We start from the raw sequence: 17,636 nt of genomic DNA on the forward strand, positions 1-17,636 counted from the left end.
ACCGGCGCCTCGTCGAGGCCGGAAAACCGAAGCGCCTCGCACTCACAGCCGTCATGCGAAAGATCGTCGTCATCGCAAACGCAAGGCTCGCACAACTCGAAGCGCAACTGACTTGATGAGGGCCGTGGAGGGGGCTGCACCCTCCGCCATGTCCGCGCCCGCACCCTTCGTCATCCCGGAACGACGTCCGAGCGCAGCGAAGGACGACGTATCCGGGATCCATGCCTCGGCGGATGCGGTCGGGCGGGACGGTGGAGAAGAGGGTGAACGGTGCCTCGTCTGCGTCGTCCGGCCTTTCGACGAACGCCGAGGCATGGATCCCGGGTCTGCGCCTGCGCTTCGCTCCGGCTTCGCCCGGGATGACGAAGGTGGGGGGGGCCGCAATGAAGTGCCCGCGGACGCAACACCCTCCGGCCAACCCCCCTTCCCTTCGTCATCCCGGAACGGCGTCCGAGCGCAGCGGAGGACGACGTATCCGGGATCCATGCCTCGGCGGTTGCCGTCAGGCGGGACGGTGGAGAAGGACCGGTGCCTCGTCTGCGTCGTCCGGCCTTTCGACGAACGCCGAGGCATGGATCCCGGGTCTGCGCCTGCGCTTCGCTCCGGCTTCGCCCGGGATGACGAAGGTGGGGGGGCGGATACGGGCTGCCGCGCTACGCCTCGTCGCCCAGGTCGTAGAGGGCGCGCAGCATGTCGGAGGCGGTTTCGTAGACGGCGAGGTTGGCGCGCAGGCCGAGGCTGGCTTCCATCATGCTGGTGACCTCGCCGAGGAGGTCGACGTTCGGGGAGGCCACGAAGCCGTCCTGGTCGGCGAAGCTCGCGGAGGGTTCGTAGGCGGCCATGGAGGCGGGGATGAGCGGGCGGACGATGGCGACCGTGCCGCCGCCGGCCGTGGCCGACTGCTCGACGTCGAGCGGCTGGTAGGCCGTGGCCGCGCCGGCGGCCGGGTCGAGCGCGCCGGTGGTACGGGCATTGGCGATGTTGCTCGCCGCGACGTTCAGGCGCGTGCTTTCCGCAAGCATGCCCGAGAGCGCGATGCTGGCCGCATTGCCGATCATGACGGAAGCCCGGTGACGTTCATCGGACTGGCTTTAGGCGCAACCTCTTTCGCGCCGGTTTACCGGATCGGCGGCAATTTAACGAATTGGGCGGGCAGAAGCCGGGCGTGGTATTATCGACGTCGGCGCCGCCCCTCATCCCCCTGCCGGGACCTTCTCCCCGTGGAACGGGGAGAAGGGGCGTGGCCGCAACGGCGACGGCCATGGCAAGTCGGCCTGGCCGGGGCCTCGATCCGGATCCCGCCTGGTCAACCCCAGAGCGCGCGGGCGGCGTCGTGGAGGCCGCGGCGGACCAGGGCGGCGCCGTCGAGGGTCTGGCAGCGGAAGCCGGCGAGGTCGAGCGCGGTGCCGTAGAGCTCGGCCTGCAGGCCCGAGGCGACGAGGCCGACCTCGCGGTCGAGGCCCTGGGCTGCGCGGGCGGCGGCGATCTCGGCGCCGATGAGCAGGCCCGACAGGCGGGCGCGGGGATCGGGTGCGGCGGGGCCGAGGAGCAGGCTTGCTGCGCGCAGCGAGAAGAGCCGGCCGGTCAGCGCGGCGCCCTCGGCCAGCATGTCCGCGACGCCGCCGCGGAAGGCCGGGTCGGCGGGAGCGAAACCGCCCTCGCCCAGCGTGTCCTTCAGGATGGTGTGGCCGCCGATGACGGCGAAGAGCTCGCCGGTCATGAAGGTGGTGAAGGAGACGAGCCGCCCGGCCTCGATGGCGGCCCATTTGGAATGGGTGCCGGGCAGGCAGACGAGGCCGTCGGTGAGGCCGCCCGCCACCGCGCCGGCCAGCTGCGTCTCCTCCCCGCGCATGACGTCCTCGCGGCCGGGCAGGCGCTGGCAGATGCCGGGCAGGATGCGCACGTCGCGGCTCGCGTGCGGGACCACCACGGCGCCCGCGTGCAGCGCGTAGAGGCCGACGGGTGCGGTCAGATAGGGCGCTTCCCGCCAGCCGCCGCGGGCGCCGGCCATGCCGGCGACGATGACCGGCAGATCGGGGGCCGCGCCGAGTGCTGCGAGGTGGCTTTCCATGACGGTCTCGAAGCGGTCCGGCATGCAGGCGCGCATGCCCTCGCCGCTGGCGCGTTCGCCGAGCACGGCGCCCGTGCGGTCGAGCAGCCAGACGCGCAGGTTGGTGGTGCCCCAGTCGATGGCTGCGCAGAAGGGCGTGGTCGAGGTCTGGCCGGTCATCGGTCGTCTCCGGAAAGGGGTCTGGCGGTGTTGGGCTGGTGGTCGTGGTCGGGCGGACGGCGGGCGTGGATCGGGCGTCGGGCTACGGGGCGGGCGGGGCTTCGGCGTCCCGCCTTGCGAGCCGCGCGCCGTCGACGGCGTCGCGGGCCATGTCGTACAGGATGCGCGAGGCGGGCGACAGGGCGCGCTGGGCGTGGGTGATCAGCGAATAGGCGGGGACGCTGATGGCGGCGTCGACGGGGAGGACGACGATGCGCCCGTCGAGCCCGTCCTCGCGGCTGTAGAAATCGGCCACGGCCTTGGCGACCATGGAGACAGCGTTCGACTGGCTGATGTAGGCGAGCGTGAGCAGCAGCGAGGAGGTGGAGAGCACCTTGCCGGGCAGCGGGATCTGGCGGGCCATCAGATGGTTCTCGACCGTGCGGCGCATCAGGTTGCCGCTCGCCTGGAGCACCCAGTCATAGGCGACGCAATCGGCGAGCGTCACGCGGGCCTGGCGCGTCAGCGGATGGCCGCTGCGGGCAATCACGCTGAGCGGCTCGGTGCCGATCTCGGTCAGGGCAAACATCTTCGGGTCGACGTCGCCGAGCAGCCGGCCGATGAAGAAATCGACGCGCGAGGCGAGCAGGTCCTCGGCCAGACGGTCGCTGGTGTCGACCGAGACGGTGATCGAGATCGCCGGGTGGGTGACGCGGGCGCGGCGGATGACGGGCAGGACGAGATCGAGCGCCGGGCCGGTGACCGAGCCGATCGACACGGTGCCCTGGTTGCCGCGCTCCATCTCGACCAGTTCGCGGGCGGTGTCGTCGAGGTTCTGAAGCATCATGGCGGCGCGCAGCGCGAAGCGCTCGCCGAACGGGGTCAGCGCGATGCCGCGCGCGTGGCGCTCGTGCAGCGGCACGCCGACGATCGCCTCCATCTCGGCGGCCATGCGCGAGGCGGCGGGCTGCGAGATGGCGAGCTGGGCGGCGGCCGCGCCCATCTGGCCGGTCTCCTTGAGAGCGCAGATCAGCCGCAGATGCGCCAGCCGCAGCCCCTTGCGGGCGAGATCGTCGCGGCTCGGCAGGGCGGAAAAGCCCCGGTTGCGAACGTCCATCGTCTCCTCCCGGCCATTATACGGATTCTGGTATGACTATCAGGCGTAAATGCATTTGACGAGCATGGCTCGAATGGTGCCAATCGCGCGACCGAAGGGAGGAACCAGTTTCTGGGCAACTGGACCTTCGGCGACGGGAGGAACGGCCAAGGACACCCATCCGGCGTCCGCCGGCTCCCCGTGCACAGCATCGAACCGGTCCGGCAGCCACGCTCCGGCACATTCCGTCATGGGAGGAAGAAACATGAGACTTCTGAACGTCGCGCTGGCAGCGACCGCGCTTCTCGCGTCCGCCTTCGCCGTGCCGTCCTTCGCGCAGGACAAGGGCACCATCGGCATCGCCATGCCCACCAAGTCGTCGGCGCGCTGGATCTCGGACGGCAACTCGATGGTCGAGCAGTTCAAGGCGGCCGGCTACGAGACCGACCTGCAATATGCCGAGGACGACATCCCCAACCAGCTGGCCCAGATCGAGAACATGATCACCAAGGGCGTCGACGTGCTGGTGATCGCGGCGATCGACGGCACGACGCTGTCGAACGCGCTGGAGAACGCGGCGGCGGCCGGCATCAAGGTCATCGCCTATGACCGCCTGATCCGCGACAGCGGCAATGTCGACTATTACGCCACCTTCGACAATTTCAAGGTGGGCGTGCAGCAGGCGAGCTCGCTGGTGAAGGGGCTGGGCGAGCGCTTCGGCGAGGACCCGTACAATGTCGAGCTGTTCGGCGGCTCGCCGGACGACAACAATGCGTTCTTCTTCTACAACGGCGCGATGAGCGTGCTGCAGCCGCTGATCGATTCCGGCAAGGTCGTCGTCGTGTCCGGCCAGATGGGCATGGACAAGGTCGGCACGCTGCGCTGGGACGGCGCGGTGGCGCAGGCGCGCATGGAGAACCTGCTCTCGGCCAACTACACCGACAAGCAGGTGCACGGCGTGCTGTCGCCCTATGACGGCCTGTCGATCGGCATCCTGTCGGCGCTGAAGGGCGTCGGCTACGGCTCGGGCGACCTGAAGATGCCGATCGTTTCGGGCCAGGACGCCGAGGTTCCCTCGGTCAAGTCGATCCTCGCCGGCGAGCAGTACTCGACCGTGTTCAAGGACACCCGCGAACTCGCCCGCGTCACCGTGGGCATGGTCAACGCCCTGCTGGGCGGCGGCGAGCCGGAGATCAACGACACCAAGACCTACGACAACGGCGTCAAGGTCGTCCCGTCCTACCTGCTCGAGCCGGTTTCGGTGGATGCGACCAACTGGGAAGAGATCCTGATCGGCAGCGGCTACTACACCAAGGACCAGGTGCAGTAAGGCGACCGGGACCGACACAGGCGGAAGGCGAGCCTCGCCTTCCGCTTCTCTCAGGGCAGCACAGATGACCGCCGACATCCTTCTCGACATGCGCCAGATCACCAAGGCGTTTCCGGGCGTCAAGGCGCTCGACCGGGTGGATCTGAAGGTGCGCCGCGGCGAGATCCACGCGATCTGCGGCGAGAACGGGGCGGGCAAGTCGACGCTGATGAAGGTGCTCTCGGGCGTCTATCCGGCGGGCAGCTTCGACGGCGAGATCGTCTATGACGGCCAGCCGGCGCATTTCCGCCACATCGCCGACAGCGAGCATCGCGGCATCATCATCATCCACCAGGAACTGGCGCTGGTGCCGCAGCTGTCGATCGCCGAGAACATCTTTCTCGGCAACGAGCGCGGCAGGCGCGGCGTCGTCGACTGGCGCGAGACCAACCACCGGACCGAACAGCTGCTGGCGAAAGTCGGGCTGAAGGAGCCGCCGACGCGGCTCGTCGACCGGATCGGCGTCGGCAAGCAGCAGCTGGTCGAGATCGCCAAGGCGCTGTCGAAGGACGTCAAGCTGCTGATCCTGGACGAGCCGACGGCCGCACTCCAGGAGACCGACAGCCGCAAGCTGCTCGACCTGATGCTGGAACTGAAGGCGCAGGGCGTGACCTGCATCCTGATCTCGCACAAGCTCGGCGAGGTGCGCTACGTCGCCGATACGGTGACGGTGATCCGCGACGGCACGACGGTGTCGACGCTCGACGCCAAGGCCGGCATCAGCGAGAACGAGATCGTGCGCGACATGGTGGGCCGCGACATGACCCACCGCTTCCCGCAGCACGAGCGCCGGCCGGGCGCGGTGCTGATGGAGGTGGAGGACTGGACCGTCTGGCACCCGGAGCGGGCCGAGCGGAAGGTGATCAAGGGCGCGAACTTCAACGTGCGCGCCGGCGAGGTGGTGGGCATCGCCGGGCTGATGGGCTCGGGCCGCACCGAACTCGCCATGTCGATCTTCGGCCGCTCCTGGGGCCGCGACATTTCCGGCACGGTGAAGCTGAAGGGCCAGCCGGTCGACGTCTCGACGGTGCAGCGGGCGATCGCGGCGGGCATCTCCTACGTCACCGAGGACCGCAAGTCGCTGGGGCTGGTGCTGGACGAGACGATCCGCTTCAACACGACGCTCGCCAACCTCGAAGGGGTGTCGTCGCGCGGGGTGCTGAAGCGCAACGAGGAGACGCGGGTGGCGGAACGCTACCGCGAGGCGCTGGCGACGCGCACGCCGACGGTGTTCCAGAAGGTGGTGAACCTGTCGGGCGGCAACCAGCAGAAGGTGGTGCTGGCCAAGTGGCTGTTCACCGCACCCGAGGTGCTGATCCTCGACGAGCCGACACGCGGCATCGACGTCGGCGCCAAGTATGAAATCTACACGATCGTCAACGAGCTGGCCGCCCAGGGCAAGGGCGTCGTCATGATCTCGTCGGAGATGCCGGAACTGCTCGGCATGTGCGACCGGATCTACGTGATGAGCGAGGGCGCGCTGGTGGGCGAACTGACGGCGGCGGAAGCCAGCCAGGAGCGCATCATGTCGCTCATCGTCAACGACTAGGGAGAAGAGGATGGCTCTGGCCGAAGGCGTCAACAAGGCAGGCGGGACGGGCTCGGCCAAGGGGATCGGCGCCTATCTCGCGTCGCACCTGCGGGAATACGGGCTGCTGCTCGCGCTCATCGTCGTCATGATCTTCTTCCAGATCGTGACCGACGGGACGCTGCTGAAGGCGGTCAACGTGACCAACCTTCTGTTGCAGAACAGCTACATCGTCATCATGGCGCTCGGCATGCTGATCGTCATCGTCGCCGGGCACATCGACCTGTCGGTCGGCTCGGTGATGGGCTTCATCGGCGCGCTGGCTGCCGTGATGATGGTCAACCACGGCTATTCGATGCCGGTCACCATCGTGGTGTGCCTCGTCGTCGGCGGGGTGATCGGCGCGGCGCAGGGCTACTGGGTCGCCTACTGGAAGATCCCGTCCTTCATCGTGACGCTGGCCGGCATGCTGGTCTTTCGCGGCCTGTCGCTGTGGCTGCTCGAGGGCCAGTCGGTCGGCCCCTTCCCGCGCGAATTCCAGGTGATCGCCAACGGCTTCGTGCCGGACGTGTTTCCCGCCGGGTTCGGCGCGGCGCTGGCGGGCTTCTTCGAGGTGCGGCAGGTGAACGTGCTGGCGCTGGCGGCGGGCGTGGTGACGGCCGCGGCCATCGTCTGGATGGGCCTGACGCAGCGGGCGCGCAACCGCGCCTACGGCATCGACGACGAGCCCTTCGCCTTCTTCGTGGCGCGCAACGCCATCGTGGCGGCCGCGCTCGTCTTCATCACCTACAAGCTCTCGACCTTCCGCGGCCTGCCCAACGTGCTGATCACCATGGGCGTGCTGACGGTGATCTATGCCTTCATCACCGCCAACACGGTGATCGGCCGGCGCATCTACGCGCTCGGCGGCAACCAGAAGGCGGCGAAGCTGTCGGGCATCAACACCGAGCGGCTGACCTTCCTGGCCTTCACCAACATGGGCGTGCTGGCGGCGGCCGCGGGCCTGGTCTTCGCCGCGCGGCTGAACACGGCGACGCCGAAGGCGGGATTCGCGCTGGAGCTCGACGTGATCGCGGCCGTCTTCATCGGCGGCGCGTCGATGTCGGGCGGGGTGGGCACCATCATCGGCGCGGTGGTGGGCGCCTTCCTGATGGGCGTGCTCAACAACGGCATGTCGATCATGGGCATCGGCATCGACTACCAGCAGATGATCAAGGGCCTGGTGCTGCTCGCCGCGGTCATTTTCGACGTCTACAACAAGAACAAGGGCTGACGGCCATGCTGCTTTCCCAGATCAGGACACCGGCCGGCGACCTCAGGGTCATCGCCCGCGAGGGTACGGAAGCCTTCGAGGTGCGGGGCGCGGCGAGCGTTCTCGCGCTGGCGCTCGACTGCGCCCGCGACGGCGAGAAGATCGCCGACCGCATCGGCAAGCTGGGCTTCGGCCCGGCGGTCGATCTCGCCAAGGCCTATGAGGAGGGACGGCTGGTGTCGCCGATCCTGCATCCCGACCCGGCGCACCTGCACCTGACCGGCACCGGCCTGACGCATCTGGGCTCGGCGGCGACGCGCGACGCCATGCACCAGAAGACGATGAAGGCCGACGAGGCGACGCTGACGGATTCCATGCGGATGTTCCGCATGGGCGTGGAAGGCGGCAAGCCGGCGAACGGCAGGCCGGGCGTGCAGCCGGAATGGTTCTACAAGGGCAACGGCACGATGCTGGCCGCGCCGGGCGCAGCACTCGCCTCCCCCGCCTTCGCCGATGACGGCGGCGAGGAGCCGGAGATCGCCGGCATCTACGTGATCGGCGCCGACGGGCAGCCGTTCCGGGTGGGCTTTTCGCTCGCCAACGAGTTTTCCGACCACGTGATGGAGCGGGTGAACTATCTCTACCTCGCCCATTCGAAGCTCAGGCCCGCCTCGTTCGGCCCGGAGATCCTGGTGGGCGAGCTGCCGCAGGACGTGCGCGGCACCTCGCGCATCCGCCGCGGCGGCGCGACGATCTTCGAGAAGCCGTTCCTGTCGGGCGAGGCGAACATGTCGCACACCATCGCCAACCTGGAGCATCACCACTTCAAGTACGGCGTGTTCCGGCAGCCGGGCGACGTGCATGTGCACATGTTCGGCACGGCGACACTGTCGTTTGCCGACGGCATCCGCACCGAGCCGGGCGACGTGTTCGAGATCGAGGCGGCGCCTTTCGGCCTGCCGCTGCGCAACGCCTGGGCGGTGACGCCGAAGCCGGGCCGGGACGAGTTCGTGCGCGTCAGCGCCCTCTAAGGATTGGATCGACCGATGAGTTTCCAGAAGGCGGCCTGGCCGCGGAGATTGCGCTCGCAGGAATGGTATGGCGGCGAGAGCCGCGACGCGATCTACCACCGCTCCTGGATGAAGAACCAGGGCCTGCCGGCGGACCTGTTCGACGGGCGGCCGGTGGTGGGCATCTGCAACACCTGGTCGGAGCTGACGCCCTGCAACGCGCATCTGCGCGACCTGGCCGAGCGGGTGAAGCACGGCATCTACGAGGCGGGCGGGCTGCCGGTGGAGTTTCCGGTGTTTTCGCCGGGCGAACCGTCGCTGCGGCCCACCGCGATGATGTACCGCAACCTCTGCGCCATGGACGTGGAGGAGGCGCTGCGCGCCAACCCGCTCGACGGCGTGGTGCTGCTCGCCGGCTGCGACAAGACCACGCCGGCGCTCCTGATGGGGGCGGCCAGCGTCGACATCCCGGCGATCCTGGTGTCGGGCGGGCCGATGCTGAACGGCTGGTTCCGCGGCGAGCGGGTGGGCTCGGGCACCGCGCTGTGGCAGATGTCGGAGGACATCAAGGCCGGCAAGATGAGCCGCGCCGACTTCCTGGAGGCCGAGCAGTCGATGTCGCGATCGCCGGGCTCCTGCAACACGATGGGCACGGCCTCGACCATGGCCTCGATGGCCGAGGCGCTGGGCATGGCGCTGTCGGGCAATGCGGCGATCCCGGCGGTGGATTCGCGGCGGCGCGTGATGGCACACCTGACCGGGCGGCGGATCGTCGACATGGTGAAGGACGACCTGAAGCCGTCGGACATCCTGACCCGCGAGGCCTTCGAGAACGCGATCCGCACCAACGGCGCGATCGGCGGCTCGACCAATGCGGTGATCCACCTGCTCGCCATCGCCCGGCGCGTCGGCATCGAGCTAACGCTCGACGACTGGGACCGCTGCGGCCGCGACATTCCCACCATCGTCGACCTGATGCCGTCTGGCCGGTTCCTGATGGAGGAGTTCTTCTATGCCGGCGGGCTGCCGGTGGTGCTGAAGATGCTGCTCGAGGGCGGCAAGCTGCATGGCGACGCGCTGACCGTCTCGGGCGCGACGATGGCCGAGGAGATCGCCGAGGTGCGCAACTGGAACGAGGAGGTGATCCGCCCGGTCGAGCGCGCGCTGACGCAACAGGGCGGCATCGCGGTGCTGTGCGGCAACCTGGCGCCGAACGGCGCCGTGCTCAAGCCGTCGGCGGCGAGCCCGCACCTGATGCAGCATCGCGGGCCGGCGGTCGTGTTCGAGGACATCGACCACTACAAGGCGCGCATCGAGGACGAGAGCCTCGACATCGACGAGAACTCGGTGATGGTGCTGAAGAACTGCGGCCCGCGCGGCTATCCGGGCATGGCGGAGGTGGGCAACATGGGCCTGCCGCCGAAGGTGCTGCGCAAGGGCATCACCGACATGGTGCGCATCTCCGACGCGCGCATGTCGGGCACCGCCTACGGCACCGTCATCCTGCACACCGCGCCGGAGGCTGCCGTCGGCGGGCCGCTGGCGATCGTCGAGGACGGCGACATGATCGAGGTGGACGTGGCTGCGCGGCGCATCCATCTGGACGTGCCGGAGGAGACGATCCGGGCGCGGCTGGCGGCCTGGGCGCCGACGGTGAAGGAACCCGGCAGCGGCTTTGCGCGGCTGTTCCACCTGCATGTCGGCGGCGCCGACACCGGCGCGGATTTCGATTTCCTGATCGGTTCGCGCGGCCACGAGGTGCCCCGTGAAAGCCACTGAACCGACGAAGATCGCGATCGTCGGCCTGGGCAAGATCGCGCATGACCAGCACATCCCCTCGATCGGCCGGCATCCGGGCTTCTCGCTGTCGGCGATCGTGACGCGCGGGGCGGGGCTGCCGGGCTTCGACCATTTCACGCAGCTCGACGCGATGCTTTCGGCACGGCCGGACGTGACGGCGGTGGCGCTGTGCGTGCCGCCGCAGGTGCGCTTCGGCATGGCTTGGGCCGCACTTTCGGCCGGCCGCGACGTGCTGCTCGAAAAGCCGCCGGGGGCGACGGTGGCCGAGGTGCAGGCGCTGGCCGATCTGGCGCGGACGAAAGGCCGGACGCTGTTTGCCACCTGGCATTCGCGCTTTGCGCCCGCCGTGGCGCAGGCGAAGGCCTGGCTGTCGGGGCGCAGCGTGACGCGGGGCGAGATCGTCTGGCGCGAGGACGTGCGCAAGTGGCACCCCGGCCAGGCCTGGATCTGGGACGCGGGCGGCATGGGCGTGTTCGATCCCGGCATCAACGCGCTGTCGATCCTGACCGAGATCATGCCCGCGCCGGTGCACCTGACCTCGGCCGAACTGGAGTTTCCGGAAAACCGCGACACGCCGATCGCCGCGCGGCTATCCTTCGCGGATACGGCGGGTGCTGCGGTGACGGCGGATTTCGACTGGCGCCAGACCGGGCCGCAGACCTGGGACATCGCGGTGGAGACGACCGACGGCACGCTGACGCTCTCGGCCGGCGGTGCTGCGCTCGAAATCGACGGGCGGGCGGTCGACCAGCCGGCGGAAGCCGAGTATGACGGCATCTATGCCCGTTTCGCCGAGCTTCTCGCGGCGGGCGAGAGCGACGTGGACGCCTCCCCCCTCGTCCATGTCGCGGATGCCTTCATGCTGGGCCGGCGCATCGTGACGGATCCGTTCCACGACTAGCCCCTTCCGCCGGACAGCCAGACAGAGACGGAAAGGAAGACCATGACCGACAGCTATCAGCCGAGCGGAAAGCACCTCATCGCGGGCGAATGGGTCGCGGGCGACGCGACGTTCTCCTCGCAGCCGGCGACGGGCGCGCCGCACCGCTTCGCCGCCGGCACGGCCGCGCATGTCGACCGCGCCGCCGAGGCGGCGGAAGAGGCGTTCTGGAGCTATGGCTATGCCTCGCGGGCCGAGCGCGCCGCGTTCCTCAACGCGATTGCCGACGCCATCGAGGCGCGGGGGCCGCAGATCACGCAGATCGGCACGGCCGAGACCGGGCTGCCGGCGGCACGGCTGGAGGGCGAGCGCGGCCGCACGGCCGGCCAGCTGCGGCTGTTTGCCGGTCACATCGAGAAGGGCGACTTCCTCGACCGTCGCCACGACGCAGCACAGCCCGACCGCAAGCCGGCGGCGCGCCCCGACATCCGTATGGTGCAGCGCGCGCTCGGCCCCGTCGGCGTGTTCGGCGCCTCGAACTTCCCGCTCGCCTTCTCGACGGCCGGCGGCGACACGGCCTCGGCGCTGGCGGCCGGCTGCCCGGTGGTCGTGAAGGGCCATCCGGGGCATCCCGGCACCGCCGAGATCATCGCCGAGGCGATCCTCGAGGCGATCGAAAAATGCGGCGTGCATCCGGGCGTGTTCTCGCTGGTGCAGTCGAACACGCGCGAGGCCGGCGAGGCTTTGGTGCAGCATCCGCTGATCAAGGCGATCGGCTTCACCGGCTCGCTGAAGGGCGGGCGGGCGCTGTTCGACCTCGCCTGCGCAAGGCCGGAGCCGATCCCCTTCTTCGGCGAACTCGGCTCGGTCAACCCGATGTTCCTGATGCCCAACGCCGTGAAGGCGCGCGGGACGGAGATCGCCGCCGGCTGGGCCGGCTCGCTGACGATGGGGGTGGGCCAGTTCTGCACCAATCCCGGCCTCGGCGTGGTGATCGACGGGCCGGAGGCGGATGCCTTCGAGGCGACGGCGGCCGAGGCGATGGGCAAGATCGCGGCGCAGACCATGCTGTCGGACGGCATCGCCAGCGCCTTCCAGGCCGGCCAGTGCCGCATCCGCGACACCGACGGCGTGCGCGAACTGGTGGCGTCGAGCGTTGCGGGCCGCAATGTCGGGCCGTGGCTCTACGCCGTCTCGGGCGAGACGTTCCTCGCCAACCCGGCGCTGGCCGAGGAGGTGTTCGGGCCGCTCGGCGTGCTGGTGAAGGTGCGCGACGAGGACGAGATGATGGCGGTGGCGCGCGGGCTCGACGGCCAGCTCACCTGCTCGCTGCAGCTCGACGCGGCCGACACGGCGCTGGCCGCGAAGCTGGTGCCGGTGCTGGAGCGCAAGGCCGGCCGGCTGCTTGCCAACGGCTTCCCGACCGGTGTGGAGGTGGTGGATTCGATGATGCATGGCGGGCCCTACCCGGCAAGCACCAACGTCTCGACGACCTCGGTCGGCACCCTCGCCATCCGCCGCTTCCTGCGGCCGGTGGCCTACCAGAACATGCCGGAGGCGCTGCTGCCGGAGGATTTGCGGGGCGTGTGAGGCGCGGCAGTCGGCAGTCGGCAGTCGGCAGTCGGCAGTCGGCAGTCGGCAGTCGGCAGTCGGCAGTCGGCAGTCGGCAGTCGGCAGTCGGCAGTCGGCAGTCGGCAGTCGGCAGTCGGCAGTCGAGGAGGATCGCGGCGGGTCGGCGGTAGCGCAAGCGTCGCGTTCTGTCGCGCCCCCCTCTGCCCTGCCGGGCGGGGCGAGCGTCCGGGCTAGCCCTTCAGGAAGGGGACCAGCGCGTCGGCGAGGCGTCTGGGGTGGCTGACGTGGGGGGCGTGGTCGGCGTCGAGGGTGACGCGGGCGGCGCCGGGGACGAGGTCCTGCATGCGGCGCTGGACGGGCAGCAGGACGGAGCGGTCGTGGACGCATTCGACGTAGAGGCGCGGCAGGGTGCCGAAGCGCTGCGGCGTCCACGCGGTGGAGATCGCACGGCCGCCCTCGCCCTGCGGGGTCAGCCCTTTTGCCAGCCGCAGCGCCTCGTCGCGCGGCAGTTCGTTGAGAAAGACGTCCGCCGCCGCCTCGACCGGGACGGACGAGACGCGGCCATCGGGCGACCAGACGAGGTGGGGGCCGATACCGAGCAGGCCTTTTTCCGCCGCCTTCATGTCGTTCAGCACATCGCCGAAGCCCATGCCCGGCGGCAGCATCATGCCGGCGACGTAGGCGACGCGCTCCACCCGCTCACAGAACCGCTCGGCGACGGCGGTGGCGACGACGCCGCCGCCGGAATGGCCGACGAGGGCGACCGGACCGGACTGCGCGGCGACGATGGCGCCGACGTGGGCGACGTAGCGATCGAGCGAGGCCGTCTCGGGCGGAGTTCCGTCCGCGCCGTTGCCGGGCAGGTCGACGGCGACGGCGGCCAGACCTGCGGCTTCCAGCCGGGGCGCCAGCCGCGTCCAGACCCAGCTGCCTTGCCAGGCGCCGTGGATGAGGACGACCGTGCCCGCCACCGGCCTAGCACCCCGTCCCGCGCCGGACGCGGTCAGGCCGCGGCATAGGTCTTGCGGTACATGGCCTGGAGATGCTCCTCGACCCGGATCGGCGGGTATTTCGGCGTCTCGCCCGGCGAAAGGCAGGTGGGGATGCAGGCGACCTCGAAATCCGGGTTGCCGGTGAAGAAGAAGGGCACGGAATAGCGCTCGCGGCCCGACGCGTTGACGACGCGGTGCAGCGTCGAGCGGTAGCGGTCGTTGGTCCAGCGGGCGATCATGTCGCCGAGATTGATGACGAAGGCGCCGGGGATGGGCTGCGCCGCGATCCAGCCGCCGCTGGCGTTGTCGAAGACCTGGAGACCGCCGACGTCGTCCTGCAGCAGGAGCGTCAGGCCGCCGAAATCGGTGTGCGCGCCGGCGCCGAAATCATCGGCTCCGGCCTCCGCCGGCTGCGGCGGATAATGCAGCAGGCGCAGGATCGCCAGCGGATCGCGCACGAAGCCGGCGAAATGGTTCTCGTCGAGATCGAGCGACAGCGCGATGCCGCGCATCAGCCGCTCGGCGAGATCGAGCATCGCGGCATGGTAGGCGCGCATGGCGGGGCGGAAGCCCGGCAGGTCCTGCGGCCACTGGTTGGGGCCGTGGTTGAACTTGCGGGCGACGACGCGGGGATCGTCCTCGGGCAGTTCCAGGCCGATGTAGTAGCCCTCCTTGCGGTCGGGTTTCGCCCCGGCCTGCAGGGTCTGGCCGCCGAGCGGCTCGTAGCCGCGGTTGGCGTAGGACTTCGCCTTGTCGACGGCGCGCTTCGCCTCCATCGGCAGGTCGAAGAAGCGCTTCGTCTCGGCGAAGACCGCCTCGACGAGACCGGCCGGGATGCCGTGGCCGGTGCAGTAGAAGAAGCCCTTGTCGAGGCAGGCCGCGCGCAGCGCCATGCCGACGGCGCGGCGCCTGTCCGGATCGGCCGAGGACAGGCCGGAGACGTCGACGATCGGCAGGCCGGCGGCCGCGCTTGCACTCATGGTCTGGCTTCCCTCGTCTGAATGACCACAGCCAAGCAGCAAGCGCCGTGCCAGTCGTCGGGGCAGGATTTCGGCCGCGTTCCGGGCCGCCGACATGGGGTCTGCCCGGCAAACCGGCAGCGCTGCGCCCATATCGCAGGCAGTGCGGGTACCGCCGCCGCGACCTTGGGGCTTCACGCGGGGTTGTGGCCGTCGTAACACGGGGGCGTGCAGTGCAGGGAGGTCGGCATGCTCGAACAGAACCAGATGACGGCGGGCGGCGCGATCTTCACGCGGCTGAAGGTGCTCGGCGTCGACTATGTCTTCGCCAATTCGGGCACGGACTTCCCGCCGATCATCGAGGGGCTGGCGGAGGCGAAGGCCAGGGGCATCCCCCTGCCGCAGGCGCTGGTGATCCCGCACGAGCACGCCGCCATGGGCATGGCGCATGGCTACTACCTGATCTCGGGCCGGCCGCAGGCGGTGATGCTGCACACCAATGTGGGGCTGTCCAACGGCGCGACCGGCGCGATCAACGCCGCCTGCGAGCACGTGCCGATGCTGATCATGTCGGGGCGCACGCCGATCACCGAGAAGGACCGCTTCGGCGCGCGCACGGTGCCGATCGGCTGGGGCCAGGAGATGCGCGACCAGGCGGCGCTGGTGCGCGAGGCCTGCAAGTGGGAATACGAGCTGCGCTTTCCCGAGCAGATCGTGGAACTGCTGGACCGCGCCTCGGCGATCGCGGAATCGACGCCGAAGGGCCCGATCTACCTGTCGCTGCCGCGAGAGACGCTGTGCGAGCCGCTGCCGGCCGGCGCGATCGACCGTCCCCGCTCGATGGAGCCGGTGGCCGGCGCGCCGAACCCGGCCGCGGTGAAGACGGCGGCGGCGATGCTTGCAGCCGCCGCGCGGCCGCTGGTGATCGCGCAGCGCGGCGCGGGCGACGAGGCGAGCTTTGCCGCCTTCGGCGCCTGGGCGGAGCGCTGGGGCATCGCCGTGTCGTCCTGGTGGGCGACGCACCTGGCGATCTCGACGGAGCATCCCTGCCATGTCGGCTGGGACCCGGGCGCGGCGCTGGCCGAGGCCGACGTGGTGGTGATCCTGGACAGTCTGGCGCCGTGGTGGCCGGACCGGCACGAACTGCGCGAGGACGCCCGGGTGATCAACATCGGTCCCGACCCGCTGTTCAGCCGGTTTCCGGTGCGCAACTTCCGCTCCGACGTGACGATCGCCGGCGAAAACGCGCTGACGCTGCCGGCGCTGTTTGCCGCCATGGAGGCCCTGCCCCGCGACGAGACGGCGATTGCCGCGCGGCGGGCGCGGCTTGCGGAGACTTCCGGCCGCACCCGCCGGGCGCTGCGCGAGAAGGCGGCGGAGACGGCGCGGGGCATCACCAAGCACTATGTCAGCCTGTGCCTCGGCCAGGCGCTGGAGGGCATCCGCTCCAGCGTGTTTTCCGAACTCGGCGCGCAGCTCGGCGTGATCAGCCGCACGGAGCGCAATTCCTGGTTCCAGGAACCGCATTCGGGCGGTCTGGGCTGGAGCTTTCCCTGCGCGATGGGAGCGCAGCTGGCCGACCCCGAGCGGGTCTGCGTGGCGGTGATGGGCGACGGCTCGTACATGTTCGCCAACCCGACGGCGTGCCACCAGATCGCCGAGGCGCTGGCGCTGCCGGTGCTGGTGATCATCGTCAACAACGAGGAATGGGGCGCGGTGCGCGCCTCGGTGACCGGGCTCTACCCGAACGGCTTCGCCTCGCGCGCCAACGAGATGCCGCTGACGGCGCTGAAGCCCTCGCCGAGCTTCACCCGGACGGCCGAGGCCAGCCGCTGCTGGAGCCGGCGGGTGACCGATCCGGCCGACCTGCCCGGCGCCATCGCCAGCGCGCTGAACGTGGTGCGCTTCCAGAAGCGCCCGGCGCTGCTCGACGTGGCGGTGCTGCCGGACTAGCCTTCGCTGCCGCGGCGGGGTATCTGCTTCCGGTCGAGGAGGCGCGCCCGGCCGCGACCTCGCCAACCCCGCGCCGTCGAGTCCGCAGCCATGATGCCACGCACCCTGCTCGTCCTGCCCTTCTTCGCTCTTGCGGGGTGCACCGGCGTCGCACCGGTGCTGGACGAGGAGGTGGTGTCCTCGATGAACTTCGACACCACGCCCTGCGCCGACCTGATCGCCTGGCGCGACGCGCTCGCCGCCTCGCACGGGCTGCCCCGCGACACCACCCCGCTGGTGCCGGGGCGCCGGCCGTTCTACGTGGTGCCCGGCGCCGGCACCATGGTGCCGGACATGCGCACGCCCTGGACGCGCGAACGCAGCCGCGCGATCGGCGAGATCAAGGCGATGGACGGCTCGATCGAGCGCCGGCAGTGCCGCGGGGCATAGAGGGCCAAGCGAACGGACGCCGACGAAGCCGGTTGAACGCGGGCACGGGATATTGTAGAACATATCGCGAACATATGGAGGTGACGATGCGGACGACCGGAAAGCTCGACTACCTCGAGATGCCCGCCCGGGGCGGGACGCTGGACAGCGTGAAATCCTTCTACGCCACGGCCTTCGGCTGGACCTTCACCGATTACGGGCCGACCTACTCGGCCTTCGAGGAAGGCCTCGACGGCGGTTTCGACGCCGACGCGGCGGCGGTCGCCAAGCCCCTGCCCGTGCTCTACTCCGACGCGATCGAGGAGACGCTTTCGCAGGTGCAGGCCGCCGGCGGGACGATCCTGCGCGAGATCTTCCCCTTTCCGGGCGGCCGGCGCTTCCACTTCGCCGATCCGGCCGGCAACGAACTGGCGGTGTGGGGACCGGCGGCGGTCGACCCATCCTGAGGCTCCGGCCGCCGCGCCGGCGCCGTCATCCTCGGGCCTGTCCCCATACGCGCTAACATAGCTTCCGATGTGCAATTGCGCGCCGTCGTCGCGGCGGCTCGCGTAGTCGATGGAGCAGACGTTCGATCGGGATCTGTCTGG

Annotated in this window: 15 protein-coding genes and 1 pseudogene; 11 read left to right on the forward strand and 5 right to left on the reverse strand. The window is 69.9% G+C overall.

The window, feature by feature from the left end; genetic code table 11:
• Nucleotides 1–116, forward strand: a pseudogene (locus N1F91_RS29795) (IS110 family transposase); the annotation flags it as partial.
• A 537-nt stretch (nt 117–653) separates the two neighbouring features.
• On the opposite strand, the gene N1F91_RS29800 reads toward N1F91_RS29795, so the two are convergent.
• The 3 genes from N1F91_RS29800 to N1F91_RS29810 all read right to left on the reverse strand — a co-directional run bounded on the left by N1F91_RS29800 (nt 654) and on the right by N1F91_RS29810 (nt 3,326).
• A complete protein-coding gene (locus N1F91_RS29800) occupies nt 654–1,058 on the reverse strand; it encodes a flagellar basal body protein (RefSeq protein WP_289997489.1) in 405 nt (134 codons plus the stop codon).
• Between the two features lie 248 nt (nt 1,059–1,306).
• The gene (locus N1F91_RS29805; RefSeq protein ID WP_289997490.1) at nt 1,307–2,230 is read right to left on the reverse strand and encodes a 2-dehydro-3-deoxygalactonokinase; all 924 of its coding nucleotides are present in this window, start codon (nt 2,228–2,230) and stop codon (nt 1,307–1,309) included.
• Nucleotides 2,231–2,312: 82 nt separating this feature from the next.
• Nucleotides 2,313–3,326: a LysR family transcriptional regulator gene (locus N1F91_RS29810; protein WP_289997491.1), complete on the reverse strand. Its 1,014-nt coding sequence runs from the start codon at nt 3,324–3,326 to the stop codon at nt 2,313–2,315.
• A 244-nt stretch (nt 3,327–3,570) separates the two neighbouring features.
• Here N1F91_RS29810 and chvE point away from each other — a divergent pair, with 244 nt between their 5' ends.
• The 7 genes from chvE to N1F91_RS29845 all read left to right on the forward strand — a co-directional run bounded on the left by chvE (nt 3,571) and on the right by N1F91_RS29845 (nt 12,734).
• The gene (gene chvE, locus N1F91_RS29815) at nt 3,571–4,635 is read left to right on the forward strand and encodes a multiple monosaccharide ABC transporter substrate-binding protein (protein WP_289997492.1); all 1,065 of its coding nucleotides are present in this window, start codon (nt 3,571–3,573) and stop codon (nt 4,633–4,635) included.
• A 64-nt stretch (nt 4,636–4,699) separates the two neighbouring features.
• On the forward strand, nt 4,700–6,223 hold the full coding sequence (gene mmsA, locus N1F91_RS29820) for a multiple monosaccharide ABC transporter ATP-binding protein (RefSeq protein ID WP_289997493.1): 1,524 nt from the start codon (nt 4,700–4,702) through the stop codon (nt 6,221–6,223).
• Between the two features lie 10 nt (nt 6,224–6,233).
• Nucleotides 6,234–7,475: a multiple monosaccharide ABC transporter permease gene (gene mmsB, locus N1F91_RS29825; RefSeq protein WP_289997494.1), complete on the forward strand. Its 1,242-nt coding sequence runs from the start codon at nt 6,234–6,236 to the stop codon at nt 7,473–7,475.
• A 5-nt stretch (nt 7,476–7,480) separates the two neighbouring features.
• Nucleotides 7,481–8,485, forward strand: coding sequence for an AraD1 family protein (gene araD1, locus N1F91_RS29830; protein ID WP_289997495.1), 1,005 nt, complete (start codon nt 7,481–7,483; stop codon nt 8,483–8,485).
• A 15-nt stretch (nt 8,486–8,500) separates the two neighbouring features.
• Nucleotides 8,501–10,243 carry an L-arabinonate dehydratase gene (araD, locus tag N1F91_RS29835; RefSeq protein ID WP_289997496.1) on the forward strand — a complete coding sequence of 581 codons (1,743 nt, stop codon included), beginning with the start codon at nt 8,501–8,503 and terminating at the stop codon, nt 10,241–10,243.
• On the forward strand, nt 10,230–11,165 hold the full coding sequence (locus N1F91_RS29840) for a Gfo/Idh/MocA family oxidoreductase (protein WP_289997497.1): 936 nt from the start codon (nt 10,230–10,232) through the stop codon (nt 11,163–11,165). The genes araD and N1F91_RS29840 overlap by 14 nt, the downstream gene beginning before the upstream one ends.
• 42 nt (nt 11,166–11,207) lie before the next feature.
• The gene (locus tag N1F91_RS29845; protein WP_289997498.1) at nt 11,208–12,734 is read left to right on the forward strand and encodes an aldehyde dehydrogenase (NADP(+)); all 1,527 of its coding nucleotides are present in this window, start codon (nt 11,208–11,210) and stop codon (nt 12,732–12,734) included.
• A gap of 212 nt (nt 12,735–12,946) precedes the next feature.
• Here the strand turns inward: N1F91_RS29845 and N1F91_RS29850 are convergent, their stop codons facing one another.
• Together N1F91_RS29850 and N1F91_RS29855 are read right to left on the reverse strand one after the other, a co-directional pair.
• Entirely contained in the window at nt 12,947–13,687 is a 741-nt protein-coding gene (locus tag N1F91_RS29850; RefSeq protein WP_289997499.1) for an alpha/beta fold hydrolase, read from the reverse strand.
• A gap of 32 nt (nt 13,688–13,719) precedes the next feature.
• Complete coding sequence (locus tag N1F91_RS29855; RefSeq protein ID WP_289997500.1) at nt 13,720–14,688, reverse strand: 2-oxoglutarate and iron-dependent oxygenase domain-containing protein; 969 nt, start codon at nt 14,686–14,688, stop codon at nt 13,720–13,722.
• 228 nt (nt 14,689–14,916) lie between these two features.
• On the opposite strand from N1F91_RS29855, the gene N1F91_RS29860 reads away from it, so the two are divergent.
• The 3 genes from N1F91_RS29860 to N1F91_RS29870 all read left to right on the forward strand — a co-directional run bounded on the left by N1F91_RS29860 (nt 14,917) and on the right by N1F91_RS29870 (nt 17,495).
• Nucleotides 14,917–16,620 (forward strand): thiamine pyrophosphate-requiring protein, encoded by a 1,704-nt coding sequence (locus N1F91_RS29860; RefSeq protein ID WP_289997502.1) that lies wholly within the window; start codon nt 14,917–14,919, stop codon nt 16,618–16,620.
• A gap of 90 nt (nt 16,621–16,710) precedes the next feature.
• A complete protein-coding gene (locus N1F91_RS29865; protein WP_289997503.1) occupies nt 16,711–17,049 on the forward strand; it encodes a hypothetical protein in 339 nt (112 codons plus the stop codon).
• A gap of 86 nt (nt 17,050–17,135) precedes the next feature.
• Nucleotides 17,136–17,495, forward strand: a complete 360-nt coding sequence (locus tag N1F91_RS29870; RefSeq protein WP_289997504.1) for a VOC family protein — start codon at nt 17,136–17,138, stop codon at nt 17,493–17,495.
• Nucleotides 17,496–17,636 lie beyond the last annotated feature (141 nt).

Origin of the sequence: Aquibium sp. ELW1220 (assembly GCF_030398385.1) — a bacterium.
In the GTDB taxonomy this organism is placed as follows: domain Bacteria; phylum Pseudomonadota; class Alphaproteobacteria; order Rhizobiales; family Rhizobiaceae; genus Aquibium.